29 protein-coding genes are annotated in these 23,941 nt (G+C 66.0%); 24 read left to right on the top strand and 5 right to left on the bottom strand.

All coding sequences use genetic code 11. The features are described 5' to 3' along the window. Window positions 1-42: 42 nt before the first annotated feature. The 6 genes from VIM61_01095 to yihA all read left to right on the top strand — a co-directional run bounded on the left by VIM61_01095 (window position 43) and on the right by yihA (window position 5,235). Window positions 43-1,515 carry an NHL repeat-containing protein gene (locus VIM61_01095; protein ID HEY8898998.1) on the top strand — a complete coding sequence of 491 codons (1,473 nt, stop codon included), beginning with the start codon at window positions 43-45 and terminating at the stop codon, window positions 1,513-1,515. Between the two features lie 12 nt (window positions 1,516-1,527). Further along, entirely contained in the window at window positions 1,528-2,064 is a 537-nt protein-coding gene (locus tag VIM61_01100; GenBank protein ID HEY8898999.1) for a glutathione peroxidase, read from the top strand. Between the two features lie 80 nt (window positions 2,065-2,144). After that, complete coding sequence (locus VIM61_01105; GenBank protein ID HEY8899000.1) at window positions 2,145-3,872, top strand: NHL repeat-containing protein; 1,728 nt, start codon at window positions 2,145-2,147, stop codon at window positions 3,870-3,872. Between the two features lie 9 nt (window positions 3,873-3,881). Then, window positions 3,882-4,400 (top strand): PH domain-containing protein, encoded by a 519-nt coding sequence (locus VIM61_01110; GenBank protein ID HEY8899001.1) that lies wholly within the window; start codon window positions 3,882-3,884, stop codon window positions 4,398-4,400. Window positions 4,401-4,459: 59 nt separating this feature from the next. Then, window positions 4,460-4,585: a hypothetical protein gene (locus tag VIM61_01115; protein ID HEY8899002.1), complete on the top strand. Its 126-nt coding sequence runs from the start codon at window positions 4,460-4,462 to the stop codon at window positions 4,583-4,585. 50 nt (window positions 4,586-4,635) lie between these two features. Beyond that, on the top strand, window positions 4,636-5,235 hold the full coding sequence (gene yihA / locus VIM61_01120; GenBank protein ID HEY8899003.1) for a ribosome biogenesis GTP-binding protein YihA/YsxC: 600 nt from the start codon (window positions 4,636-4,638) through the stop codon (window positions 5,233-5,235). Here yihA and VIM61_01125 read toward each other — a convergent pair. Beyond that, window positions 5,232-6,008 carry a DnaJ domain-containing protein gene (locus VIM61_01125; GenBank protein ID HEY8899004.1) on the bottom strand — a complete coding sequence of 259 codons (777 nt, stop codon included), beginning with the start codon at window positions 6,006-6,008 and terminating at the stop codon, window positions 5,232-5,234. The genes yihA and VIM61_01125 overlap by 4 nt on opposite strands. A gap of 83 nt (window positions 6,009-6,091) precedes the next feature. Between VIM61_01125 and VIM61_01130 the strand changes: the two genes are divergently transcribed. Continuing rightward, window positions 6,092-6,361, top strand: coding sequence for a hypothetical protein (locus VIM61_01130; protein HEY8899005.1), 270 nt, complete (start codon window positions 6,092-6,094; stop codon window positions 6,359-6,361). Between the two features lie 12 nt (window positions 6,362-6,373). Here VIM61_01130 and VIM61_01135 read toward each other — a convergent pair whose 3' ends face one another. Beyond that, complete coding sequence (locus VIM61_01135) at window positions 6,374-7,129, bottom strand: chitosanase (GenBank protein HEY8899006.1); 756 nt, start codon at window positions 7,127-7,129, stop codon at window positions 6,374-6,376. 197 nt (window positions 7,130-7,326) lie between these two features. On the opposite strand from VIM61_01135, the gene VIM61_01140 reads away from it, so the two are divergent. Both VIM61_01140 and VIM61_01145 read left to right on the top strand, forming a co-directional pair. Beyond that, window positions 7,327-9,141 carry a DUF3300 domain-containing protein gene (locus VIM61_01140; protein ID HEY8899007.1) on the top strand — a complete coding sequence of 605 codons (1,815 nt, stop codon included), beginning with the start codon at window positions 7,327-7,329 and terminating at the stop codon, window positions 9,139-9,141. Between the two features lie 72 nt (window positions 9,142-9,213). Next, window positions 9,214-9,558 (top strand): hypothetical protein, encoded by a 345-nt coding sequence (locus VIM61_01145; protein ID HEY8899008.1) that lies wholly within the window; start codon window positions 9,214-9,216, stop codon window positions 9,556-9,558. On the opposite strand, the gene VIM61_01150 is transcribed toward VIM61_01145, so the two are convergent. Then, window positions 9,546-10,532 carry an FAD-dependent oxidoreductase gene (locus tag VIM61_01150; protein HEY8899009.1) on the bottom strand — a complete coding sequence of 329 codons (987 nt, stop codon included), beginning with the start codon at window positions 10,530-10,532 and terminating at the stop codon, window positions 9,546-9,548. The two genes, VIM61_01145 and VIM61_01150, sit on opposite strands and share 13 nt — an antisense overlap. Window positions 10,533-10,578: 46 nt before the next feature. Continuing rightward, window positions 10,579-11,874: a dicarboxylate/amino acid:cation symporter gene (locus VIM61_01155; protein ID HEY8899010.1), complete on the bottom strand. Its 1,296-nt coding sequence runs from the start codon at window positions 11,872-11,874 to the stop codon at window positions 10,579-10,581. Between the two features lie 239 nt (window positions 11,875-12,113). On the opposite strand from VIM61_01155, the gene VIM61_01160 reads away from it, so the two are divergent. Beyond that, window positions 12,114-12,260: a lmo0937 family membrane protein gene (locus VIM61_01160; protein HEY8899011.1), complete on the top strand. Its 147-nt coding sequence runs from the start codon at window positions 12,114-12,116 to the stop codon at window positions 12,258-12,260. A gap of 10 nt (window positions 12,261-12,270) precedes the next feature. Here the strand turns inward: VIM61_01160 and VIM61_01165 are convergent, their stop codons facing one another. Continuing rightward, window positions 12,271-12,747, bottom strand: coding sequence for a DUF456 family protein (locus VIM61_01165; GenBank protein ID HEY8899012.1), 477 nt, complete (start codon window positions 12,745-12,747; stop codon window positions 12,271-12,273). 80 nt (window positions 12,748-12,827) lie between these two features. Here VIM61_01165 and VIM61_01170 point away from each other — a divergent pair, with 80 nt between their 5' ends. The 14 genes from VIM61_01170 (at window position 12,828) to VIM61_01235 (ending at window position 23,935) form a co-directional block, all read left to right on the top strand. Next, entirely contained in the window at window positions 12,828-13,097 is a 270-nt protein-coding gene (locus VIM61_01170; GenBank protein HEY8899013.1) for a hypothetical protein, read from the top strand. A gap of 47 nt (window positions 13,098-13,144) precedes the next feature. Beyond that, the gene (locus VIM61_01175; GenBank protein HEY8899014.1) at window positions 13,145-13,993 is read left to right on the top strand and encodes a creatininase family protein; all 849 of its coding nucleotides are present in this window, start codon (window positions 13,145-13,147) and stop codon (window positions 13,991-13,993) included. Continuing rightward, the gene (locus tag VIM61_01180) at window positions 13,990-14,625 is read left to right on the top strand and encodes a flavodoxin family protein (protein ID HEY8899015.1); all 636 of its coding nucleotides are present in this window, start codon (window positions 13,990-13,992) and stop codon (window positions 14,623-14,625) included. The genes VIM61_01175 and VIM61_01180 overlap by 4 nt, the downstream gene beginning before the upstream one ends. A gap of 40 nt (window positions 14,626-14,665) precedes the next feature. Next, window positions 14,666-15,370 carry a LuxR C-terminal-related transcriptional regulator gene (locus tag VIM61_01185; GenBank protein ID HEY8899016.1) on the top strand — a complete coding sequence of 235 codons (705 nt, stop codon included), beginning with the start codon at window positions 14,666-14,668 and terminating at the stop codon, window positions 15,368-15,370. A gap of 59 nt (window positions 15,371-15,429) precedes the next feature. Continuing rightward, entirely contained in the window at window positions 15,430-16,851 is a 1,422-nt protein-coding gene (locus VIM61_01190) for a hypothetical protein (protein HEY8899017.1), read from the top strand. Window positions 16,852-16,854: 3 nt separating this feature from the next. After that, on the top strand, window positions 16,855-17,538 hold the full coding sequence (locus VIM61_01195; protein ID HEY8899018.1) for a formylglycine-generating enzyme family protein: 684 nt from the start codon (window positions 16,855-16,857) through the stop codon (window positions 17,536-17,538). Further along, on the top strand, window positions 17,535-18,374 hold the full coding sequence (locus tag VIM61_01200; protein HEY8899019.1) for a hypothetical protein: 840 nt from the start codon (window positions 17,535-17,537) through the stop codon (window positions 18,372-18,374). The genes VIM61_01195 and VIM61_01200 overlap by 4 nt, the downstream gene beginning before the upstream one ends. Before the next feature lie 7 nt (window positions 18,375-18,381). Further along, window positions 18,382-19,716 (top strand): aromatic ring-hydroxylating dioxygenase subunit alpha, encoded by a 1,335-nt coding sequence (locus VIM61_01205; GenBank protein HEY8899020.1) that lies wholly within the window; start codon window positions 18,382-18,384, stop codon window positions 19,714-19,716. Window positions 19,717-19,790: 74 nt separating this feature from the next. Beyond that, complete coding sequence (locus VIM61_01210; protein ID HEY8899021.1) at window positions 19,791-20,540, top strand: SDR family oxidoreductase; 750 nt, start codon at window positions 19,791-19,793, stop codon at window positions 20,538-20,540. Next, the gene (locus VIM61_01215) at window positions 20,537-21,418 is read left to right on the top strand and encodes a polysaccharide deacetylase (GenBank protein HEY8899022.1); all 882 of its coding nucleotides are present in this window, start codon (window positions 20,537-20,539) and stop codon (window positions 21,416-21,418) included. The genes VIM61_01210 and VIM61_01215 overlap by 4 nt, the downstream gene beginning before the upstream one ends. Before the next feature lie 50 nt (window positions 21,419-21,468). Continuing rightward, window positions 21,469-21,858: a low affinity iron permease family protein gene (locus VIM61_01220; GenBank protein ID HEY8899023.1), complete on the top strand. Its 390-nt coding sequence runs from the start codon at window positions 21,469-21,471 to the stop codon at window positions 21,856-21,858. Between the two features lie 246 nt (window positions 21,859-22,104). Then, complete coding sequence (gene nikR / locus VIM61_01225; protein ID HEY8899024.1) at window positions 22,105-22,581, top strand: nickel-responsive transcriptional regulator NikR; 477 nt, start codon at window positions 22,105-22,107, stop codon at window positions 22,579-22,581. After that, entirely contained in the window at window positions 22,578-23,282 is a 705-nt protein-coding gene (locus VIM61_01230) for an urea amidolyase associated protein UAAP1 (GenBank protein ID HEY8899025.1), read from the top strand. The genes nikR and VIM61_01230 overlap by 4 nt, the downstream gene beginning before the upstream one ends. Further along, entirely contained in the window at window positions 23,279-23,935 is a 657-nt protein-coding gene (locus VIM61_01235) for an urea amidolyase associated protein UAAP2 (protein HEY8899026.1), read from the top strand. Before VIM61_01230 ends, VIM61_01235 begins: the two co-directional genes overlap by 4 nt. Window positions 23,936-23,941: the final 6 nt, after the last annotated feature.

Here is a 23,941-nt window from a genome sequence, read left to right on the forward strand (position 1 = left end):
CGCACCGCCTAAGCAACGTCCCCGCCCTCGGGCCTTCTTTTCATGAAAAAGCTCCTTCTTCCTTTGCTGTTGCTTTCCTGCGGCTCCCTCCACGCCTACACGCGCATCGCCACGAACCAGGCGGCAGACGTCGTGCTCGGCCAATCGTCCTTCACCGCGAGCGCTCTCGGCACGACGGCGACGGGAATGAACAACCCGCGCGCCATCGCGGTGGACCCGACGACCGGCAAGGTCTACGTCGCCGACTACCAGAACAACCGCGTGCTGCGGTTCTCGAGCACGGCGGCTCTCGCAAAAGGCGCCGCCGCGGAGCGCGTGATCGGCCAGCCGAATCTCACGACCACGACCGGCAGCTCGGCCACGCAGACGAACCTCCTGCAACCCACCGGCCTCGCCTTCGACGACGCCGGCCGCCTCTATGTGGCGGATACCGGCCACCACCGCGTGCTGCGCTACAACGCCCCCTCCGCGGCGGTGACGGACGGCATCGCTGCGAGCGGCGTGCTGGGCCAGCCGGACTTCACGACGGGGAACTCGACGATCGCCGCGGCGGGGATGTTCGCCCCGACGGCCGTCGCCGTGCAGGCCTCCGGTGGCAACATCCTCCTGTGGGTGGCGGATTCCAGCAACCACCGCGTCACGCTTTTCGTGAATCCGCAGTCGCTGGCCAATGGCGCCGCCGCCAGCAAGGTGCTCGGCCAGACGAACCTCACGACGCGCAATAACCCCATGCCGCCCACGGCCTCGAGCATGAACTCGCCGGAGGGCCTCGCCATCGCGGCCGACGGCATCCTCTGGGTGGCGGATACGGACAACCATCGCCTGCTGCGCTTCGACGCCGTCGGCTCCTCGATCACGAATGGCCGCGCCGCGGATTTCGTCCTCGGGCAGACTGATTTCACCAGCGGCGACGTTCCCTCGGCGGTGACGGCGGCGAACCTCTACCGGCCGCAGGGCATCGCGCTCGACGCCTCGGGCACGACGACGAGCCTGTGGGTGGTGGACCGCGTGCGCAACCGCGTGCTGCGTTTCGACGACGCGAACGGCGCCCTCACGAACGGCGCGAAGGCCAAGGTCGTGCTCGGCCAGTCGTCCTTCTCCGGCGAGCTGGCGCACACGACGCAGCGCGGCTTCGAGTTCCCCTACGGCATCACGGTCGACAACTCCGACACCACGGCCTCGCCCCGCACCGTGTGGGTGGCCGACACGCTCAACAACCGCGTGATGCGCTTCAATCCGCACCTGCCGAACAAGCCCACGCTCGGCGGCGGCTCCAGCTACAAGACGAAGAAAAAGCGGATCAAGATCGCCGGCTCCGCCTCGGCCGAGGCGGGCGTGGCGTCCGTGAAGTTCCAGGCGCCGAAGAGCGGCTTCCAGGCTGCCATCGGCACCACGAGCTGGTTCTTCACCGGCAAGCTGAAGGTCGGCACGAATCGCTTCACCGTGATCGCCTACGACAAGCTCGGCCAGGCCTCCGCGGCGAAAGTGATCGTCGTGAAGCGCAAGAAGAAGTAAGCCGGACGCGCCATGAAGCCCCTCCTCTGCCTGCTCGCGACGATCGCCCTGGCCGCGCCCGCCTTCGGCGCGGCCCTCACGGACATCCCGTTCGAGATCAAGGAGGGGCAGACGGCCACGCTCGCGGACTACGCCGGCAAGGTCGTGCTGATCGTGAACGTCGCCTCGAAGTGCGGGAACACGAAGCAATACCCCGCCCTCGAGGCGCTCTATAAAAAATACGGCCCGGAGAAGTTCGTGATCCTCGGCTTCCCGGCGAACGACTTCAAAGGTCAGGAGCCCGGGACGAACGCGGAGATCCAGCAATTCTGCACGGGCACTTACGGCATCACGTTCCCGATCCTGCCGAAGATTCACGTGAAAGGCCCCGGGCAGGCGCCGCTCTACGCCGCGCTCACCGGCCCGGACGCCGCCTTCCCCGGCGACGTGCAATGGAACTTCGGCAAGTTTCTGCTCGGGAAGGACGGCACGGTCGTCGCGCGCTTCGAACCGGCGACGAAGCCCGATGACCCGGCCGTCGTCGCGGCGATCGAAACGGCGCTGAAGTAGCCCGCCGGAGGAGGAAAGATGCCCCTCGGCGAGCATCTTTGGTTTTACTTCGCGAGGCGTTGCGCTACAGAGGGGCCTTCATGACGCCCGTCCGCCGGTTCTTCGCCACGTTCGCCCTGCTATCCGCCAGCGCCTCTCCCCTCGTCGCCGCCACTTCCATTCCGACCAACGCCACGGCCAATCTCGTGCTCGGGCAGGCGGATTTCACGACGAACATCAGCCCCTCGCCCGCGACCGCCACGGGCCTGAACATTCCGACCGCCGTCGCGGTGGACACCGCCAGCGGCAAGGTCTTCGTCGCCGACCGCGACAACAACCGCGTGCTCCGCTACCCGAGCCAGACAGCGCTCACGAACGGCGCGGCGCCCGACCTCGTGCTCGGCCAGGTGAATTTCTCCGAGAGCGCGGTGAACCAGGGCCTCGGCGCACCGTCGCAAACCTCGCTCGCGGGACCGTCCGGACTTTTCGTGGACAGCGCCGGCCGCCTGTGGGTGGCCGACACGGGTAACAACCGCGTGCTGATGTTCGCCAACGCCGCGAACCTCTCCGCCGTGCCCGCCTTCGCCGATCGCGTTTACGGCCAGCCCGATTTCGTGACGAACACCGCCGCACCCACGCAGAGCAAGCTGGCCTCGCCCACCGGCCTCTGCGTCGATCCGAACGGCGTGCTCTGGATCGCCGATACCGGCAGCCATCGCGTGCTTGGGTTCAAGAATGCCGCCACGCTCGGCAACGGCCCGAACGCCGACCGCGTGCTTGGCCAGACGACCTTCACCGGCAACACCGCCGGCACCACTCAGCGGCAGTTCTTCAATCCCACCGGCGTCTCCGCCAGCGCCACCCAACTCTGGGTGGCCGACCGCGACAACAACCGCGTCCTCCGCTTCCCGAACTTCCCGACGCAGAACGACGCGCCGGCCGGTCTGGTGCTCGGGCAGACGAACTACACGTCCTCCACGGCCGGCACCTCCGCCACGGCGTTCACCGCCCCCTCCTCCGTGTTCCTGAGCGGCACGAATGTCTGGGTCGCCGATTCCTCGAACAATCGCGTCCTTGGCTTCGCCATCACATCGGCCACCACCTTCGGCGCCGCCGCGAGCGTCGCCGTCGGCCAGCCCTCGCTCGTCACCGGCGGCTCCGGCCTCTCCGCGCAGAATCTCACGCTCGACGCCCGCGCGCAGATCACCGTCGACGCGGAGGGTTCCCTCTGGGTGGCCGACCAGCTCAACAATCGCGTCCTGCGCTTCGGCGCGACGAACGTCATCCCCGACGAGCCGCCCACCATCGCCTTTAATTCCCCGACCAAGATCGTCACCACGAAGTCGAACATCGTCGTGAAGGGCACGGCCGGCAGCGCCGCCGGCATCGCCCGGGTGAGTTTCAAGATCGGCGCGAAGGGTTACTACCGCGCCTCCGGCACCACGAGCTGGAAGGCGACCATTCCGGTGAAAAAGGGCAAGACGCGCCTGGAATTCATCGCCGTGGACGTGAATGGCGCGCTCTCCGCGCCTGGCATCGTCAACGTCCAGCTCGTCACGAAGCCGACCGTCACAGTCAAGGGCTCCCTCCAGGTCTCGACCACGGACTCCACGATCACCCTCACCGGCACGGCCGCCGCGCCGGGCGGCGTGGACCGGGTGGGCTGCTCGGTGGAAGGCGGGGACTCTTTCTTCGCCACCGGCAAATCGAATTGGAAGGTCACCGTCGGCCTGAAGGTCGGCACTTCGACGATCGAATTCCGCGCCATCGACAAGACCGGCAAGGAGTCCAAACCGGTGGTCGTCAAAGTCACCCGCAGCGAGCCCTGATCCCTCGAAATGTCCGACCCGATTCCATCCCCCGCACCGGCCTCGGCCGAATCGACGCTCTGGCATGGCTACACGTCGCAATGGGTGCATTTCTGGACGTATTTCACCTGCGCGATCATCGCCCTTGCGGCCCTCGCGGGCATTCCGTTCACGGGCGGCCTTTCCGCCATCGGCCTCGTCGTGCCGCTGATCTGGGCGCCGATCCAGTGGTTCACAAACCGCGCCACGAGCTACGAACTCACCACCCAGCGCCTGCGCATTCGCCGCGGCATCCTCAACCGCCGCCTCGACGAACTCGAACTCTATCGCGTGAAGGACTACGTGATGGAGCAACCCTTCTTCCTGCGCATGCTCGGTCTCGGCAATCTCACGCTGCTCAGCGCCGACGCCAGCACGCCGACGGTCGCCATCCGGGCCATTGCCGGCGTCGAGGCCGTTCGCGAGAAGCTGCGTAACGCCGTCCAGAGCGAGCGCGATCGCAAGCGCGTGCGCGCCCTGGACGTGGACGATCCCAGCACGCTGGATTGATCCCGCCGGCCGCGCGATTCCTTTTGGCCGACCTGGAGATTGCGGCTAATGTGCCGGCAATGACCACCCGGGAGCATCTCCTTCGCTACCTCCTCTACCCGCGCATCCTGTTCACGGCGATCCTCTGTCTCATCGCCCTCGTCCTGCACGTCGCCTTCGGACTTTACGTCTGGCTCGTGCCGTAACCTCACTCGCAATTTTTCGCCCGGCCCTGCCGGAGTTCCGCACAAGCCCCGTGCAAATCCATTCCGCCACCTTCCTCCTCAGCGCCCCGGATCTGGGAACCTGTCCGGACTCGCCGCTGCCGGAGTTTGCGTTCATCGGCCGCTCGAACGTCGGCAAGTCGTCGATCATCAACATGCTCACGAACCGGAAAGACCTCGCGAAGGTCTCCGCCACGCCGGGCAAGACGAAACTCATCAATTACTTCGCGATCAACAACGCCTGGCACCTCGTCGACCTCCCCGGCTACGGCTACGCCAGGGTCGCGCAGCGCGATCGCCGCGAGTTCAGCAAGTCCGTTGCCGAATATCTCTCCGGCCGCGAGAACCTGCGCACGACCTTCGTCCTCATCGATTCACGCCTCACCCCGCAGGCGATCGACCTCGAATTCCTCACATGGATCTCCGGAGAGGGCGTCCCCTTCGTTCTCGTCTTCACGAAGGCCGACAAACTGAAGCCCCGGCAGATCGAGCAGAACACCGACGTCTTCCGGCAGGCGCTTCTCGACGCCTGCGGCGCCGCCCCGCTGAGCTTCGTGAGCTCCTCGAAAGACCGCGTGGGTCGCACGGAAATCCTCGCCCACATCAGCGAGGAACTCGCCAATCCCCGCTAACGCAGGCGGCGCAGCCCGCCGGACTTTCCGCTGCCAAACCCGCGGGTGACGCGCACCTCCGGCCGGTATTGGATGCGCACCAGCAGATCGCCTCGCCCGCCGCGCGGCTTCGGCAGGCCCTCGCCCGGAATCCGGATGATGGCCCCTCGTGCCACGCCCGCCGGAATTTCCACCCGCACGAGAACGCCCGTCGCCCCGGGAATCCGCTCCGTTCCCCCCTGCGCCGCGCGATCGGCGCTGATCCGCAAATCCGCGCGCAGGTCGGATCCGCGGACCTTGAACCGATAATCCGGTCTGGCGCGCACCCGGACGATCACGAAGCCGCCGCGAAACGGCTCGTCGCGCGGCAGACGGAAGCGCTCACCCGGCGCGGTATCCGGCGGCACGGTGAATGAATAGGTCTCGGGACCATGCGGATTCGCGGGATCGTTCACCCGCACCTCCAGCTCCGCGCCGCGCAAAAACTCCTCGATGCGCAGGTTCACGTCCTGCGAGATATTGCGCTCCACCCGGCCCGCAGTTCGCGGCGGAACCACGTCCTCGCCGCCCCCATGGTCGCGATCGTAGATCCGCCGCTGCTCCGCATCCCAGAGGATTTCGTAGGCGGCATTCAGCTCCTGCAGTCGCGCGGTGGCTTCGGCCGAGTCTGCGTTGACATCGGGATGATGCCGGCGCGCGAGTCGGCGGTAGGCCGCGCGAATCTGCGCGGTCGTGCAGCCGCGATCGAGGCCAAGGATGGCGTAGGGGTCATGCATGTCAGCGCCCGTCATCATGCCTCGCCGGGACCGCAGGGGAACCTCGATTTTCCCTCGCAGTTCCCCTTGCCCGGGCGCGCTTCCCATTGGACGATGCCCGCATGAGCCTCGACCAGCAGCTGACCCTTATCCAAGGCGGCGAATTCATTGTCTGCGACGAAATCGCGTATTCGGCCAAGTCGACTCCCGTCACCCTCACGGCGACCGCCGCTCTGCCAATCAACACCATGCGCGCCGTCTCCGTGCGCATCGACGACGAGATGGTGCCCGTGCCGTTCATTCGCAGCCAGGAACGTCGCGCGATCTCGAATCGCATCCGCATCGACGGTCCGCTGGCCGCCCGCATCGCCGCGGCCCTGGGCTTGAAATAAGCGCCGGCTCGTTCAGTCGAGGCGGAAGTGATTCCCGTAGCAATCCACCTCGATCGGCCGGCGCAGGCGATAATTCCGATCGCGCAGCAGCGTCTGGTAAACCGCGATCCGATCCACCGCATGAACCCACGTGGAATCCCTCCGCAGCACCGCGAGCCGCACCGCGAGAAACGCATCGAGCCACTTCTTCTCGCTCACCCCGGTCGCAGGGGTGCCGCCCGCGCGTCGCTTCGCCTTCGCGAGGAGCCGGTTGATGCCATCCTCGCCGTGATTCACGTAGGCGTCGTAGATCTGGCCCTGGGTGAGCGGATACCGGACGCGGAGCTTCCGCGCGACGGCCATCGCGGGATTCCAGATGAGCCGGTTCACCAGACGGATTTGCGCCCGACGAAAGGCGGGGTCGCCGCCGCAGGATTGAAAGGCCGCGGGAAATTCCTCGAGGCCTTCGGTGCTCGGATTCCGCCCCTCGCTGTCGTGCGGACCCGCGTCGATCCGGCGGAATGCGGGCAGGAATCGCACGAGCGCGTTGCCGGGATTCAGGCGCTGATACTCCTCGAGAAAAAACGTGCCGGAATACGTGCCGCTGGTGAAGCCGACGAAACCGAACGTGTAGCCGCGCTGGTCGCCGATGTTTGCCACGAACGTGTATTGGAACACCGGCGTGCTGTTCTCGAAAATCGACGAAAGCTGCTGGATCGTCTTTTTGACCGATGCCGCCGGAGCCTGCGCGCCGAATGCGAGAAGACATCCGGCAACGAGAGCGGGCACTCGGAAAGATTTCGGCATCATAAATCCGGCGAGATGATACGGATCGATCACCATCCGGCCACCGGATTCTCGAGAATCCCATGGATTTCGCATCGAGAAATTTTTTCGGAAAACTGAATGATTCCCAGCCTGCCACGTTCCATTTGAAAACCCGGCAGATCCAAAAGCTCTGCCACCTTCGATCCCTGACTACTCCTATGCAAACTCCCATACGACCCGCATCCCTCCTCACCGTGACCCGCTGGGGAGCCCGCTGCGCGCTGGCCACCGTCATCGGCTTCAGCCCGCTGATTCACGCACAGAATGCCCCGGCGCCCGCCGTGGAGAACTCCACGAACTCCGACGGCACCGAGCTCCTCTCGGACGACGCGCTGGATGAACTGCTCGGGCCCATCGCGCTCTACCCGGATGCTCTCATCGCGCTGATTTTGCCGGCATCGACCGTGCCCAGCGATATCACCCTCGCCTCGCGCTATCTCGCCAATGGTGGCGACGGAGACCAGGTCGACGACCAGTCCTGGGATCCCAGCGTGAAGTCGCTCGCTCACTATCCCGACGTCGTGAAATGGATGGACGACAACCTCGAGTGGACGACGAGCGTCGGCGAGGCCTTCGTGGCGCAGCCGGCGGACGTGATGAACTCGATCCAGCGCCTGCGCGGGGAAGCGAACGCCGCGGGCAACCTGCAGGACACGCCACAGCAGAAGGTCGTGAAGCAGGTCGTCGAGGAGAAGACCTACATCCGCATCGTGCCCGCGGAGCCGGAGGTCATCTACGTGCCGCAATACGACCCCGAGGTCGTCTACGTCGAGCGCGAGCCGGATTACATTGGGCCAGTCATCGGCTTCGGCGTCGGTTTCGCCGTCGGTTCCTGGCTGAACTACGACTGCGACTGGGGCCGCCGCGACGTTTACTACGGCGACTACCGCCGCGACTGGTATCGCGATGGCGGTTGGGACCGCGGGAACAACAACAATAACAACTGGGTGAACAACACGGTCAACAACGTGAACAACGTCAACGTGGTGAACATCGATAACTCCACGGCCCGCCCATGGAGAGCCAGCGCCAACAGCCGTCGGCAGCTCGAGCAACGCCGCCCGGCTTACAATCGCCGCGTCCAGCAGGCGAATGCCGAAGTGCGTGCCGCCCGCAATGCAAACGGCGGCAAGAAGGGTTCTATTGCCCGTCACAATGCCGTGAAAAGCATTCCGCAACCCACCCGCCTTTCCCAGAACTCGAACCGCGGGAAGAACGGAAATGGCAAGGGCCAGAATGGCAACGGAAAGAACAACAATGGCGGCAAGGGTAAGAACGGCGACAAGGCCGGAACCGCCGCAGCGCTGAAGCCGAACAACTTCGCCCCGAACGCCAATGGCAACCAGAACGGGAAGGGCAATGGCAAAAACAAGGGAGATGGAAACGGCAACGGAAAGAACAAGGGCGACGGACCGAAGCACCACGGAGTGAACACTCCCTCGGCGGCACCGAACGTTCCCGGTCAGCTGAACAGGCCGAAGAACGCCGACAACAAGCCCGGTAAAGGAAATGGCAAGGGCAACGGCAACGGCAACTCGAACGACGAGCCCAGGAATAGTGGCAAAGGCAACGGCGGTGGCGGAAACGGCGGCGGCAACAAGAAGAACAACGACGGTCCCTCGAAGAGGCAGAACGCATCGGGCTCTTCCAGCTCTTCCACGAAGCGGGCGTCCTCCCCGGCGCCGGGCGTGGATCGCCCGAGCCCGAAAAAGGCCAGCAACGACAGACCCAAATCACAGGATCGTCCCAAGGCGTCCGTTTCCCAGCCGAGGCCCAGGTCGAACGATTCCCGGCCCAAGCAGCAGGCTCAGCCGAAGAAACAATCGCAACCGAAGTCCCAGGCCAGCAAGCCCTCCAGCGGTCCGAAGAATAACGGGGGCGGTAATGGCGGCGGCGGTCGAAACAACGGCGGCGACAGAAAGAATGGCAACAACGACAACAAGAAAAAGGGCGACAAAAAGAACAAGGACTAGCTGACGCTTCACCCTCTGCCCGGAGTTTCCCATGGAAACTCCGGGCCACCTCGACCTCTCCGGCTCACAGACATGACTGCACATCTCGCTCAACTCCGCCGGATCCTTTTCCTGCCGGCATCGGCCTGTCTGCTCGCGGGCTGCGTTGTCACTCCTGATGGCGCGGTGGTCCTCCCCCCGCCTCCTCCGGTGGTGGTCGCACCGATCGTTCCGACGGTTCCGGTCGTCTACGGAGGCGGCTACTATGCCGGATACCGTCCCTACTACGGAAGACGCTACGCCTACTATGGAGGCGGCTATCGTCCCTACTGGGGTGGCGGCTACGGATATCGCCGAGGTTACGTGGCCTACAATCGGGGCTACTGGGGCGGATACCGCGGCGGCGGCTATTACCGCGGAGGCTACTACCGCCGTTGAATCGAGCTCAGCACTTCGTGAGCGGTTGCCCGGCCGGCGAGCCAGGCGGACTCTACGCGGGATTCCGAAAACGCATCCCCCGTCACAAACAGGCCCGGTGGTAGATCCGACACCACGGCAGCCTCCTCCCGGCAATACCGCGCGTAGCGCCAGCGATGCATGAACACATCCCGCGCTGCGGCTCGCGGCAGCTCCCATCGCTCCTCGAGGCGCTTCCGCAGGCGTTCCGCCCACTCGGCAGGATCTGCTTCGAGAAATTCCCGACTGAATCCCGGCGAGGCCTGCGCCACGAAAACCGTCGTGGCCGGCGCGATGCGTCCCATCTTGTGATTCTCGCAGGCCGACCACGCGAGATCGTCCACTGGATCGACACGGGCATAGACCTCTCGCGATCGGCCGCTCCATTCCCCCGCGTAGGCGAAAAACGCGGTGAGGCACGGCGCTAACGCGGCCAAATCCGGCTCCCGCCCCAGCACGGCCAGCGTCTGCGGCAGCGGCGCGGAGCACACCACCGCGGCGAAGCCACCGCCGTTTCCTTCCCCCAGATCCCAGCCCTCGTCCCGACGCTCCACCCGGGTGATCAGCGCCTCCATCCGCACCGACAAATCTCCCCGGAGCGCCTTTCCGACGCGATTGTTTCCCATGGCGTGATACCACCGCGGCCCGCCGGCCGAAATTTCCCGGCCTTGGAGGTTCACCACCGGCGCGTCGATCGGGCGCAGCTCATCGCCGCAAAGGGCCTCCATTTCGCGCTGAAACTCCGCATTTCGCATCGTGAAAAACTGGGCGCCGTGGTCCACGATGTGATCGCCCCACCGACGAGTGGCGCAGCGGCCACCCAGGCTTCGCGATTTCTCGAAGATCGTGACCTTTGCTCCCGCGGCGGCGAGCCGGCGGGCACAACTCAATCCCGAAAGCCCCGCTCCGATAACAGCGACGGACGGAGCATCCTGGCGGAAACCGGAAAGAGACATGCCTGACTTACGCGCGCCAGAGCCGGAGCGATTCGCTTTTTTCGACCTACAATTCCCCGGCGGCCTTCGGCGTCTTTCCGTCGAGCAGGCAGCTCACGTTCATGTCGCCCATCACGTTGATCGCCGTGCGGCAGCGATCGAGGAACCAGTCCACCGGCAACAGCAATGCGATGTAAACCGGATCGAGTCCCACTGCGTGAAAGACAAGCGTCATGGTCACCAGGCCGGCCTCGGGAATGCCCGCCGCGCCGACCGAGGCCACGACGGAGGTGAGCACGACGAGAAATTGCTGCCCGATGGAGAGTTCTATTCCGATGAATTGCGCGATGAAAAGCGCGGCCATCGCCTCGTAGAGCGCCGTGCCGTCGTTGTTGAAATTCGAGCCAAGCAGCGCACCGAGACTCGCGGATTTTTCCCGCAGGCCGACGCGGTCACGCAGGCTCTCGAAGGTCACCGGCATCGTCGCCGTGGAGCTGCCCGTCGAGAAGGCCATCACGAGGGCATCCCGGCCGCCCCGCAACAGGTCGAGCGGGCGCACCCACGAGCACAGCCGCACGCGCACGAGGTAATACGTGGCCTGGAGAAGCAGCGCGAGAATCACCGCGAGCACGAAAATCCCCAGCGCGTGAAAGGCGCCGAAGCCCTTGGTGCCCACGATGCTCGCCACAAGGCCGAACACCGCCAGCGGCACCACGGCAATGATCCAGTGCAGGATGATGATGAGCGTATCGAGCCCGAGATCGACCCAGGGAGCGACGCGGTCTTTCTGCACACTGCGGCGAAGCGCCATGCCGAAGGCCACCGCAATGAAGATCACGCCGATCACCTTTCCCTCGTCGCCGAGCGGGCCCAGCAGGCTCTTCGGGACGTTCTCGACGAGTTGCGAAACGATGTCGACCTTCACGACGGTCTCCTCGCCGGACGGCGCGGACTCGTGCGGCGACCAGCGGCCAGGCTGGACAATATTGGCAACGAACAAACCGACAAAAATTGCGACCAGCGTGTTCAGCACGAGCAACCGCAGCAGGCGAGGCGCGGTTCCCGGCTCGAAGGCCGCCTTGATGAGCGCCTGCACGATGGCCAGAAGAATGAGCGCCGGAGCAAGCGCTCCGAGCAGCCGCAGCACGAGCTTGCTGAAAATCCCGAGGCCGCTCAGCAACTCGACCACGGCCTCGTTCGGAGCCTCCGGAGTGCCCTTTAAGGCGCCGAGCAGGAGCCCGACAGCCGCGCCGAGAATCAACCCGCCGACAATGCGCTGGTAGAGCGGCGTGCGCTGCCACCATCCGATGAATCCCGTGGATGTGGTGGTTTCCATGCGTTCGCCGCGGACCTTGCCAGCCACGGCGGCGCTTTGGCAAAGGCTTTTCGCCGTCCGATCGATTTCGTGTCGCGGGCCAACGCGAACCGCCACGCTGCACGGCCCCTCACCGCAAGCAACGCCGCACCGATTCCCATGACGATGACCGCGTGAACAAAGATGAACTCACCCACCCCGGGGAACTCACTAAAACCCGCCCACGAAAGCGCCGGGCCGCGAACCATTGATGCAACCCGCTCCCACCCTCGAACCCACCCTCTCCCATGCTCTGGTCCATCCTCGTCATCATCCTGCTCTTCTGGGCGCTCGGCTTCGGCTTTCACGTCGCTGGCAGCCTTATCCACGTCCTTCTCGTCGTCGCCTTGATCGTGCTGGTCGTCCAGCTCCTCACCGGCCGCCGCGCACCCTGAGCGGCGCCGCTTAGGGCAGGAGTGCCGCGATTGCAAACCATGCGATCATCGCGACGCCCACAAGAAATTTGCCAATGAGGCCGGCCGTCGTGCCGAGAAACGTGCCCCATCCCGATTTTCCTGCCGGCAGGATCCCCCGGCCGCCAAGCAACTCTCCGAGCAGAGCGCCGATCAGAGGCCCCACAAAAATCCCGATCACGCCGAAAAAAAGGCCGACGATCGCCCCGAGAATTCCCCCGATCGCTCCCCAGCGCGTCGCCCCGAAGTATTTCGCGCCGACCGCCCCGCTCACGAAATCGAGAGCCATCGCCAGCGTGGCGAGCAGCGTCAGCCCGAGCAAGGTCGGCCAGCCCACGGCGTGGAGCGTGAAGTGATTCAGCACCGCGCCGCCGAGGATCAGGATCACGCCGGGCAGCAGCGGGACCACCGTTCCCACGAGCCCGAAGAGCATTAATCCGACGGTCAGAATCCACCACAGCGCATCCATCGGCGCAGACGATAGCACCTCCGCGCGCCCGCGCGCGGTGAAACCATTGACCGGAAACTTTTGCCACAAGTCCCCCGAGCTTGCTTTTCACGGTCACCTCCTTCCGCCGCCTCATTTGCAACGCCGGCTTCCGCGTCGATTCCATCCAGTGCTTCGGCCCGCCGATCGCCGACCTCACGTCGTCCCAATCCGGCCTTCTTCCCGTCGTCGATCGCCTCGCCTTCCGCCTGGCCCAGCTCTGGAAGGGCTTTTTCGGCTACCAAATTCTCATCGAGGCCACGCGCCCGGACTCCGTCGATACGCTCATGGCGAATACGTTCGTCAACCTGCGCACGCCGCCGGCCGCCTAGGCGCACCTTCTCATCGCCCGGCGCGGGATTTCCTGCATGATCGCGCCATGAGCCTGCCCGGCCCCACTCTCGATCGCATCGTCGCCGCCGCGGGGGCCGCCCCGGTTCTCCTGGACCGCCTGCCGTGGCCCGAAGTCGCCGCCCTGCGCGAACAAAACGGCGGCCTCCTCCTGCTTCCGCTCGGCGCGACCGAGCAACACGGCCCGCACCTGCCCATCTGCACCGACACGCTGCTGGCGGAATCCGCCTGCGCCTTCGCCTCGGCCCGCACCGGCGTTCCCGTGCTGCCGCCGCTCGCCTACACCGTCTCGGCCGGCCACACCGCCAAATGGCCCGGCACCTTTTCGCTGCTTCACGAGACGTTCATCGCGTCTCTCCGCCAGCTCGCCGCGTGGTGCGCGGCCACCGGCTGGAAGCGCCTGTTGCTCGTGAATTCCCATTTCGGCAACGACGCCTCGATGCGCGTCGCCGTGGACCAGATTCGCCTCGAGCACCTCGGCCGCCTGCAGATCGCCGCTCGCAGCACCTACCAGCTCACGCCGGAAATCTGGCAGGCCTTCATCGCCGATGCCGACGACCTCCACGCAAACAAGGCCGAGACCGACCTGCTTTTGCATCTCGCGCCGGAACTCGTGCGGATGGACCAGCTCGCCGCGGCGGACGATCCCGACCGCACGGCCAATTCCATCTTCGCCTATCCTGTCGCGCAAACGAGCCTGAATGGCGTCACCGGATTCCCCTCGCGCGCCACCGCCGAGGATGGCGCCGTCCTCTTCGCGCAGATCGGCGAGGCCCTCACCACCCTCGTCGAACGCGCGAAAACCGACGAGCCCCCGCTCGGCCCCGAGCATTGGGCGGACGTGCCGCGGCTTGCTACGAGTTTTTTCCAGCCATGAACAAGCTGCTCGTCCTTGTCGGTAGTCCGCGCCGCACCGGAAACTCCGCCGCCCTCGCCGCCGCCGTGCAGCGCGGGGCGGAATCCACCGGCGCCTCGGTGGCCACGCGCTTCCTCGACGACCACATCGGCTCGTTCCTGCGCGACTGCCGCACCTGCCGCCGCGCGGACGGCGAGTGCTCCATCGACGACGGCTTCCGCCGCCTGTTCCTCGAGGATTTCCTGCCCGCGAATGGCGTCGTCTTTTGCTCACCCGTCTACTGGTATGGCCTGTCCGCCCAGACAAAGGCATTCTTCGACCGCACGTTCTGCTATTACGCCGCCTCTTATCCGCAGTCGGCCAGCGTCGTCGCCCGGATGTCCGGCAAGCGCATCGGCCTCGCGCTTGCATCCGAGGAAACCTACCCCGGCGCGTCGCTCGGCATCGTCCATCAACTTCAGGAATACTCCCGCTACACGCATTCGGAGTTCGTCGGCGTCGTCCGTGGCGTCGGCAATCGCCGCGGCGAAGTCACCCTCGACCCCACCGATCCGCTCGTGGCCGCCGAGGCCCTCGGTCGCGATCTCTTCGCCGCAAAATTCTCCGACTATCGCATCGACACGCCTCGCAGCGCGCGGGTCTGGGAGTCGTAGGAAGCGGAGCGAGGAACGGAACCTGCTCCCCTTCCGTGCCATGGAGCGTCTCGTCGAATCCCTCGCCACCGCCTTCATCGCCCTGCGTCGCCTCGGGATCACCCGGAGGGAGACGTATTCCGGCCTGCTTCACGACGCGCTCGTCACCCAGCCCGATCTGCTCGGCCTCTGGAGCGTGTGGGAGCCCGATTGCTTCGACGGGCGCGACGCCGAGTTTCGCTTCGCCGCCGGGCACGACGCCACCGGCCGCTTCGTGCCGTATTGGCATCGCGGCTACGGCAGCCCGAAGCTCGATCCCGTCACCGGCTACGAACACCCCGGCGCGGGCGACTGGTATTGGGTGCCGAAGCGCTACAACGAGCGCTGCCGCGTGGACGACTACCTCTACGCCGTCGCCGGCAAGATGATGCGCATCTCGAGCGAGATCATCCCGATCTGCGAGGGCGGCCGCGTGGTCGGCGTCGTCGGCGTCGATCAGGCCGTCTCGCCAAAACCAGGCCGCCGGCCCGCCGCCACCCCCGTCGTGCAATTCGTGGGAACCTCGCCGGAATGCGAGCGCCTGCGCCTCCTCACCGGCCGCGAGCGCGAGGTCCATTACTGGCTCACCGAGGGGAAGTCGAACGACGAGATCGCCGCCATCCTCGGCATCAGCGGTCACACCGTCAAAAATCACCTCTACCTCATCTTCCAGAAACTCGGCGTCGAGAATCGCTACGCCGCCGCGCTCGCGGGTCGCGCCGAATAGCCCGATCGAGACGAACTTCTCATTCCGCATCGCGACTCCATGCGGGAAGGTCCGCGAAGATGAGCGCCCAGCCGACCTTCGCCGTTCCCGAGGACTTCACCGTCGACGCCAACAAACTCGCCGCCACCCGCAAGGCGCTCGAAGCCGCCGGCGTGAAGTTCTGCTTCTCGACGTTTGTGGACGTCCACGGCGTCGCGAAGGCGAAGGCGACGCCGCTCGATGCCTTCGAGAAAATGGCGCACGGCTCGGAGCTCTTCACCGTCGGCGCGATGGAGGGCATGGGCCTCGTCGGCCCGCACGAGGACGAATGCGCCGCCGTGCCCGATCTCGACACGATGCTCGTCTGCCCGTGGGACCGCCGCCACGCCTGGTTCTTCGGCGACCTCTACTACCACGGCGCGCCCTACGCGCACGACAGCCGCGTCATCCTCAAGCGCCAGATCGCGCGCGCCGCGAAACTCGGGCTGAAGCTGAACCTCGGCATGGAGACCGAGTTCTACGTGATGTTTGTCGACTCGCAGACCGGCGAGCGCCGCATCCTGCAGCGCGACCGCTACGAGGGCACCTGCCCGGCCTACGACGCGCACCTCACCTTCGGCGCGATGGATTTCCTCGAGCCCATGGCCGACGCCATGAAGGAGCTCGGCTGGGGCCTGTATTCGTTCGACCAGGAAGGCGGGCACAGCCAGTTCGAGTTCGACTTCAACTACGCCGACGCCCTCACCACCTGCGATCGCTTCGTGTTCTTCCGCACGATGGCGAAGAACATCGCCGCCAAAATCGGCGCCACCGCGATCTTCGTGCCGAAGCCCTTCTCGGACGACTTCCGTTCCGCCGACCACTTCAACATGTCCCTCGCCAGCCTCGAGACCGGCGAGAATCTCTTTGCGCCGCAACCCGGCGAGGACAATCCCTTCCCCGCGAAATACGGCAGCCCGATGGCGAAGCTCGCCTACCACTTCGCGGCCGGCATCCTGCGCCACGCGCCGGCGATCACCGCCGTCACCTCGCCGACCTACAACAGCTATCAGGGTCTGATCGCGCAGGGAGACATGCCCGACATCTCATGGGCGCCCGTCATCATGGCCTGGGGCAACAACAACCGCTCCGCGATGCTCCGCTTCCCGCCCAACCGCTACTGCGTGGAAAATCGCGCCCCGGACATCGCGTGCAATCCCTACCTCGCCGCCGCCGTGCAGCTCGCCGCCGGCCTCGAGGGCATCGAGCAGCAGCTTGATCCCGGTCCGCCGCTGAACGTGAATTGCTACGACCTCACCCGCGCGCAGCTTCGCGCCGCCGGCGTGCGCCTCCTGCCCCGCACGCTGCTCCACGCGCTCGAGGCCTTCGACGAGGATGCGCTCATCGACGAGGTCTTCAGCGACTTCAAGGAGATCTACCACCGGCAGAAGCTCAAGGAGTGGGACGAGGGCTTCTACGCCATCAACGAGGCGCACCTCCGCAAGCGCCTCACGTTCATTTGACGTATGACACCGACGACGGTCGTCGTTCCCGCCGGAGAGTTCGAAATGGGCGAAAGCGACGCGGACAAATTCGCGAATGACACCGAGTGCCCCCGCCACGTCGTGCGCATCGCCGCACCGTTCCGCATGGCGGCCTTTCCCGTCACCAATGCCGACCTGCGCCGCTTTGTGCCCGACTGCGCCGCAGACGAGCCGGGCAACCTGCCCGCGGTGAACGTGAGCTGGCTCGAGGCGACCGCCTACTGCGACTGGCTCGCGGCGGAAACCGGCGAACCCGTGCGTCTGCCGAGCGAGGCCGAATGGGAACACGCCTGCCGCGCCGGCACGCGCACGCCCTTCCACACCGGCGCGGAGATCACGCCCGCCGCGGCGAACTTCCTCTACGACGAGCACGGCCTGCGCGTCGGCCTCGGCCAGCGCACGCCCGCTGGCACCTACGCGCCAAATGCATTCGGCCTCGAGGCCATGCACGGCAACGTCTGCGAGTGGTGCGCCGACACCTGGCACCCCGACTACGCCGCGGCGCCCGCCGACGGCTCCACATGGATCGATCCCGCCAGCGAACGCCGCGTCATTCGAGGCGGCGCGTGGGATTACCTCCCGCGCCTCCTCCGCAGCTCGTGGCGCGACGCGCTCCCTGCATCCACCCGCCGCGACAATGTCGGCTTCCGCATCGTGATCGCATGAAACCGCTCTTCTTCAAAACGCTCTGGGGAAACACCGCACCGCCCGCCGAGGCCGCCGCGCAAGCCGCCGCCGATGGCTTCGACGGCCTCGAAGGTCCACTGCCCGCCGAGCCCGAGGAATTCCTCGACGCCCTCGCCGATTTCGATCTCCAGTTCATCGCCGAGATTTCCACGACGGGCTTCGCCGTGCCCGATCCCGGTTCCACGGTCGCCGATCATCTCGACGCATTCGAGCGCCTGCTCGACCACAGCCTCACCGCCCAGCCGCTCTTCGTCAGCACGATGGGCGGCAGCGACCTGTGGTCGTTCTCCGAGAGCGTCGACTTCTTCACCCGCGCCCACGCCCTCGTCGCCGATCGCGCCATCCGCTGCGGCTTCGAGACGCATCGCAGCCGCAGCTTTTACCATCCCGTCCGCACGGCGGAACTCCTCCGCGAACTCCCCGAGGATCTGGAAATGACGATCGACTTCAGCCACTGGTGCGTCGTCACCGAGCGCCTCGTGCTCGACGAATTGCCCGACGTCCTCGCGCTCTGCGCCGAGCGCGCGCTGCACATCCAGCCGCGCATCGGCTACGACCAGGGCGCGCAGGTGCCCGATCCCCGCGCGCCGGAATACGCCCGCTTCGTCGACGCCCACCTCCGCTGGTGGCGCGCGCTGTGGGAAGGCCAGCGCGCCCGCGGCTTCGACACCATCACCATGACGCCCGAGTTCGGCCCCGACGGCTACCTGCACTGCGAGCCATTCACCCAGCGCCCCGTCGCCGATCTCTGGGAGCTGAACGTCTGGACTGCCGACCGCCTTCGCCGCGAATTTCAAAACTGGCTCCACCCCTGACATCACCATGGCCGCCCTGCGCAACGACACGCTCGAGAAAATCAACGCCTGCGAAGAAGCGGTGCTCCGCTCCGCGCCCTCGCGATCCATCCGCCCCGAGCGCGCGCTCGACGAAGTCTTCGCCGACATCCAGCAAACCGCCGCCCGGCCGCTTTCGCAGGCGACGACGCTGCCGCCCGAGGCCTACACGAGCGAGGCCTTCTACGCGTGGGAGGTCGAGCACATCTTCAAACGGGAGTGGCAGTGCCTCGCGCACCTCTCGCAGATCCCGAACGCCGGCGACTTCCTCACGCTCGACCTTCTCGGCGAACCGCTCCTCGTCGTGAACGGGAAGGACAGCGTCGTGCGCGCTCTCTCGCGCACCTGCCCGCATCGCGGGATGGACATCATGCCGCCCGGCTTCGGCCGCGACGGTCACGGCACCGCGGAGCCGAGGGCCGACGCACCCGGCGCCGGTCACACGCGCCTCCTCCTCTGCCCCTATCACGCATGGACGTTCGAGCTCGACGGCCGCCTGAAAGCCTGCCCCGAGATGCATCGGGCCGAGGGCTTCACTCGCGATGCCCACGGCCTGCGCGAATTCCGCACGGAGATCTGGAACGGCTTCGTCTTCGTCAATCTCGACGGCCAGGCCGCGCCCCTCGCGCCGCGCCTCGCCGAAATGAACGCCGACTTCGGCCAATGGGCCCCCGCCGACATGCAGCTCGTCATCCAGCGCGAGTGGGACTGCCCGTTCAACTGGAAGGTGCTCGTCGAGAACTTCATGGAGAGCTACCACCACCTCGGCGCGCATGCGAAGACGCTGCAGCCGATGATGCCCGCCCGCGACACGTGGAACGAACAGGAACGCGAGCTCTCCGTGCGTTGCCACCTGCCGTTCAAGGAATCCGTCCTCGACGAGCTCCACCAGCGCGAGCACGCCTTCGGCTTTCCCACGATCGCTGCGCTCGACGCTCCGAAGAAAGCCGAGTCCGGGCTATTTCTCGTCTTCCCGCATTTCCTCATCTTCACGCTGCCCGACCGCATCGTCTGGTATCGCATCGTCCCGCTCGGCCCCGGCCGCCTGAAGCTGCTCACCACGATGCTCGTGCCGAAGACGACGGCCGCCCGCCCCGACTTCGACACGCTGCTCGAGGCCGAGATGCCGCTCTTCTTCGAGTTCCACCTCGAGGACATGGAAATGTGCACCGCCATCCAGCGCGGCATGTCCTCGCTCGGCGCGCAGCGCGGCCGCCTCAGCCACCTCGAGATGTCCGTCTGGCTCGTCCAGCGCTACCTCGCCGCCCGCATCCGCGGCACCTGGCCCACGCTCGACCAGCCCGCCGCCCCCGGCCAGCGCTGATCAGACAGAATTTCCAAAATTGGACCCCACCACCCCGTTCAGAAATTCCGTCAATTCCGTGAATTCTGTCTGAAATGTTCTCTCTTCCCGGAAAAGTCGCCGTGGTCACCGGCTCCGCATCCGGCATCGGCCTCGCCGTCGCCGAGCGCTTCCGCGCCGCGGGAGCTGCCGTTGTCGGCCTCGACCGCAATTCCGCCTCGCCCTGCGACGTCTCCGACGAATCGCAGCTCGCCGCCGCGCTCGATGCTGTCGTCGCGGAGCACGGCCGCCTCGACATCATGGTAAACAACGCCGGTATCCAGCCGCTCGGCGTCGATTTTGCCACTCTCACGCCGCAACTCCTCGAGCGCACATTCGCCGTAAACGTGAACGGCGTCGCCCTCGGCACGAAGCACGCTGCCCGGCACATGACTGTCGGCGGCCGCATCCTGAACACCGGCTCGTTCGTCGGCATGATCGGCGTGCCCCAGGGCACCGCCTATGCCGCTTCGAAGGCCGCCGTCATTCACCTCACGCGCCTTGCCGCCGTCGAGCTCGCCTCGCGCGGCATCACCGTGAACTGCGTCTGCCCCGGCACCGTCGCCACGCCCGCCGTGCTCGACATTCCCGACAACCCCGAGATTCCCTTCGCCGAATCCCGCACCCCGCTCGGCCGCCTCGCCACGCCGGAGGAGATCGCCGCCGCCTTCCACTTCCTCGCCTCGGACGAGGCCTCCTACATCACCGGAGCGATCCTTCCCGTCGACGGCGGCATCACCGCCGGCTGGGAACGCTACGACCTCACCACCCCGCCAAATATCCTGAACGGCCGCTGGACCGAATGAACTCCACTTCCGAATTCCACATTCCAAATTCCCCCTTTTCCCCGCCGCCCCGCTTCACCTGGCCCGGCGGCAAACGCTGCGCCGTGATGCTCTGCTTCGACGTCGACGGCGAGACCACCGCGCTCTCCGAGGATCCCGCCCTCGCGCAGCGCCTCACCACGATGTCGCAATGCGAATACGGGCCGCGCGTCGGCGTGCCGCGCCTGCTCGGACTGCTCGAGCATTGCGGCGTGCCGGCGACGTTCTTTATCCCGAGCTTCATCGCCGAGCACCACCCGGGAATGACCCGCGCCATCGCCGCCGCCGGCCACGAGATTGGCGCCCACGGCCACCTGCACGAGAAACTCGCCCAACTCTCGCCCGCTCAGGAGGAGGCCGTGCTTACGAAAAGCCTGCGCATTCTCGAGGAGATCACCGGCACACGCCCCGTCGGCCATCGCGCGCCGTGGTTCGAGATCAATCCCGGCACGCCCGATCTCCTGAAAGCCCACCGCCTCCTCTACAGCGCGAGCCTGATGGGAGACGACGTGCCCTACCTTCACGCCAACGGCCTTGTCGAGATTCCCGGCCAGTGGATGCTCGAAGACTGGGAGCAATTCGCCTTCAACGCTGATCCCGCCTGGGGCGTGATGCCCGAGAATTGCGAGAAGGTCTACGACCTCTGGATGCGGGAATACGAGGCCATGCGCGACTTTGGCTGCTGCTTCGTCCTCACGCTCCACCCGTGGCTGAGCGGTCGGCCCTCCCGCGTGCGCCTGCTCGAGCGCATCATCTGCGACATCCAGGCCGACGGCGCAGCGTGGTTCGCCACCGGCGCGGAGATTGCCCGCTACGTGCTGGCGAATCCCTCCGCCCGCCGCGAGATCGATCTTTCCTAGCGGGGCCGCATCCGCCAGAGCCGCGCCCCGCGATCTCCCAGTGATCCCGCATGAGCAAATCGCAGAAACAGTCCTGGTTCATCCGCTTTGCCAAACGCACGTCCACGCTCGCGGGCAAGCCGGCCACCTTCGCCGTCGCCGCCGGCGTCGTCATTCTGTGGGCCATCCTCGGTCCCGCTTTCGGGTTTAGCGACACCTGGCAGCTCGTCATCAACACCAGCACGACCATCATCACCTTCCTGATGGTCTTCCTCATCCAGAACACGCAAAACCGCGACTCCGAGGCCATCCAGATCAAGCTCGACGAGCTCATCCACGTCACCACCAAGGCGAATAACGTCCTCCTCGATCTGGAGGAACTCGACGACGAGGACCTCGAGAAGCTGCGCGACCATTACCTCGAGATGGCCGATCGCGCCCGCAAGGCCCGGGCAAAATAATCGCCGCCCGACGTTCTCCGCATCCGCCCGTCGTGGCTGGATGCCCTCGCCGAATCTCGTGGAGGTCGCCCGTCCATCACCGGCGACCTCCTTTTTGACGATTTACAGAGAAACGGTGCCGGAGAGCCGTCCTCGACGGCCTCCAAACCATCCCTGTCCAAAAAAAACTTCCCTCTGGCGCGCGGCTGGCCCGACCCCTGCTTGACAAAGTATTACCGATTTTATTTTTCGTAATACTTCCACGCCATGACGAGCCAACCCGCCCCTACCGAGCCCCCGGCACGCCCCGTTCAGCGGATCAGCATCTCGCTGCCGGATTCCGTCTATCGCGAACTCGACGAAATGATCGAGGAGCGCGGCATCGAGAGCCGCTCGAAGCTTATCACCGAGCTCATCAACCAGGCCGTCATCGAGCACCAGGAGGACAAAGGCGACCAGATCATGGCCGGCACCATCACCCTCCTCTACGACGAGGCCAAGGGCCCGCTCCTCCAGAAGCTCGCCGAGATCGAGCGCGAGCACATCGATGAGGTCATCAGCTCGCTCCATGTCCAGCTCGAGCACAGCCACCGCATGGAGGTCATCCTCGTGCAGGGGCCGGCGGACAAGCTCCGCCGCATCACCGACCGTCTCCTCGGCTGCAAGGGCGTCCGCACCGGCAAGCTCACGCTCTCGAGCATCATCATTCCCCCGCTCCACCCGCTGCCCCAAAAGCCCGAATGAGCCTCTTCGAAGAAACCCTGCCCGGCGGCGCGCCGTGGTCGATGATCATCCCGCGCCACCGCCTCGTCCGCCTCACCGCGCTCGACGCCAGTGCGAACCTCACCGCGCTCCTGTTCAACGCCCGCCAGCCGCTCGACCGCCTCAACGTGCCCGACACGCTCAAGGCCCTCCACACGGCAAAGCTCACCCGCGGCCACATTCTCATGAGCGACATGGGCCACGCGCTCGCATCGATCGTCGACGACACCCTGGGCTGGCACGATCCCCTCGGCGGCCACATCACCGCCGCCCACGTCCGCGCGAAATACGGCGAGCACAGCTACCAGGATTTCCGGAACGACTGGTATCGCAACGCCCACGACAACTTCCTCGTCGAGCTGCAGAAGCACGGCCTCGGCCTGCGCGACCTCATCGCCAGTGTGAACTTCTTCAGCAAAGTCACGGCGGACGACGATGGCGTGCTCGCCTTCGTCGAAGACCACGCTCCCGCCGGCGCCGCCATCACGCTGCGCACCGAAATGGACGTCCTCTTCGTCCTCTCGAACACGCCCCACCCGCTCGCGCCCGTCGGCGAATACCCCCGCGCCCGCGTCCAGCTCACGATCGACGCCGCCGCGCCACCGGCCGACGACGACTTCTGCCGCAACTTTCGCCCCGAGTGCGCCCGCACCCTCGCCCTCACCGACCGCCTCTACCTATGAGCACGCTGAACTACGTCGAAAGTCCGCTGAAGCCCGAGGACGCCGTCTATCGAGAGGTCATCCCCGCCGGCGACGGCTGGATGCACCGCATCGCGAAGGGCCAGACGCTCCGCATCCTCGACCTCGAGGGCAACCAGGCCGCCGACACGCTTTTCTACAACGCCGCCGACCTCAGCGAGCGCTACAGCGCGCAGGATACGATTCGCGAGCAGGGCGCCATCTACCTCACCACCGGCACCGTGCTCCGGTCGAACCTCGGCCGCCCCATGCTCACGATCACGGCCGACACCTGCGGCCGGCACGACACGCTCGGCGGCGCCTGCGCGACCGAGAGCAACATGGTGCGCTACAGCCTCGACAAGCGCTTCATGCACGCCTGCCGCGACACCTTCCTGCTCCAGATCGCCCTCAGCGGCCTGCCGCTCACGAAGCGCGACCTCGCCCACAACATCAACTTCTTCATGAACGTGCCCGTCACGCCCGAGGGCGGCCTGCGCTTCGCCGACGGCGTCTCCGAGCCCGGCAAATACGTCGAAATGCGCGCCGAAATGGACGTCTGGTGCCTCCTCTCGAACTGCCCGCAGCTCAACAACCCCTGCAACGCCTACAACCCGACGCCCGTCGAGATGCTGATCTGGGAAAAGGGCATTTAGACGGAA

Source organism: Chthoniobacterales bacterium (assembly GCA_036569045.1).
Taxonomy (GTDB): domain Bacteria; phylum Verrucomicrobiota; class Verrucomicrobiia; order Chthoniobacterales; family JAATET01; genus JAATET01.

Bases quoted from the DNA above. Each gene is read 5' to 3' on its own strand.
- VIM61_01095 (HEY8898998.1), top strand. From the start codon at position 43: ATGAAAAAGCTCCTTCTTCCTTTGCTGTTGCTTTCCTGCGGCTCCCTC.
- VIM61_01100 (HEY8898999.1), top strand. From the start codon at position 1,528: ATGAAGCCCCTCCTCTGCCTGCTCGCGACGATCGCCCTGGCCGCGCCC.
- VIM61_01105 (HEY8899000.1), top strand. From the start codon at position 2,145: ATGACGCCCGTCCGCCGGTTCTTCGCCACGTTCGCCCTGCTATCCGCC.
- VIM61_01110 (HEY8899001.1), top strand. From the start codon at position 3,882: ATGTCCGACCCGATTCCATCCCCCGCACCGGCCTCGGCCGAATCGACG.
- VIM61_01115 (HEY8899002.1), top strand. From the start codon at position 4,460: ATGACCACCCGGGAGCATCTCCTTCGCTACCTCCTCTACCCGCGCATC.
- VIM61_01125 (HEY8899004.1), bottom strand. From the start codon at position 6,008: ATGATGACGGGCGCTGACATGCATGACCCCTACGCCATCCTTGGCCTC.
- VIM61_01130 (HEY8899005.1), top strand. From the start codon at position 6,092: ATGAGCCTCGACCAGCAGCTGACCCTTATCCAAGGCGGCGAATTCATT.
- VIM61_01140 (HEY8899007.1), top strand. From the start codon at position 7,327: ATGCAAACTCCCATACGACCCGCATCCCTCCTCACCGTGACCCGCTGG.
- VIM61_01145 (HEY8899008.1), top strand. From the start codon at position 9,214: ATGACTGCACATCTCGCTCAACTCCGCCGGATCCTTTTCCTGCCGGCA.
- VIM61_01150 (HEY8899009.1), bottom strand. From the start codon at position 10,532: ATGTCTCTTTCCGGTTTCCGCCAGGATGCTCCGTCCGTCGCTGTTATC.
- VIM61_01160 (HEY8899011.1), top strand. From the start codon at position 12,114: ATGCTCTGGTCCATCCTCGTCATCATCCTGCTCTTCTGGGCGCTCGGC.
- VIM61_01165 (HEY8899012.1), bottom strand. From the start codon at position 12,747: ATGGATGCGCTGTGGTGGATTCTGACCGTCGGATTAATGCTCTTCGGG.
- VIM61_01175 (HEY8899014.1), top strand. From the start codon at position 13,145: ATGAGCCTGCCCGGCCCCACTCTCGATCGCATCGTCGCCGCCGCGGGG.
- VIM61_01180 (HEY8899015.1), top strand. From the start codon at position 13,990: ATGAACAAGCTGCTCGTCCTTGTCGGTAGTCCGCGCCGCACCGGAAAC.
- VIM61_01185 (HEY8899016.1), top strand. From the start codon at position 14,666: ATGGAGCGTCTCGTCGAATCCCTCGCCACCGCCTTCATCGCCCTGCGT.
- VIM61_01190 (HEY8899017.1), top strand. From the start codon at position 15,430: ATGAGCGCCCAGCCGACCTTCGCCGTTCCCGAGGACTTCACCGTCGAC.
- VIM61_01195 (HEY8899018.1), top strand. From the start codon at position 16,855: ATGACACCGACGACGGTCGTCGTTCCCGCCGGAGAGTTCGAAATGGGC.
- VIM61_01200 (HEY8899019.1), top strand. From the start codon at position 17,535: ATGAAACCGCTCTTCTTCAAAACGCTCTGGGGAAACACCGCACCGCCC.
- VIM61_01205 (HEY8899020.1), top strand. From the start codon at position 18,382: ATGGCCGCCCTGCGCAACGACACGCTCGAGAAAATCAACGCCTGCGAA.
- VIM61_01210 (HEY8899021.1), top strand. From the start codon at position 19,791: ATGTTCTCTCTTCCCGGAAAAGTCGCCGTGGTCACCGGCTCCGCATCC.
- VIM61_01215 (HEY8899022.1), top strand. From the start codon at position 20,537: ATGAACTCCACTTCCGAATTCCACATTCCAAATTCCCCCTTTTCCCCG.
- VIM61_01220 (HEY8899023.1), top strand. From the start codon at position 21,469: ATGAGCAAATCGCAGAAACAGTCCTGGTTCATCCGCTTTGCCAAACGC.
- nikR (HEY8899024.1), top strand. From the start codon at position 22,105: ATGACGAGCCAACCCGCCCCTACCGAGCCCCCGGCACGCCCCGTTCAG.
- VIM61_01230 (HEY8899025.1), top strand. From the start codon at position 22,578: ATGAGCCTCTTCGAAGAAACCCTGCCCGGCGGCGCGCCGTGGTCGATG.
- VIM61_01235 (HEY8899026.1), top strand. From the start codon at position 23,279: ATGAGCACGCTGAACTACGTCGAAAGTCCGCTGAAGCCCGAGGACGCC.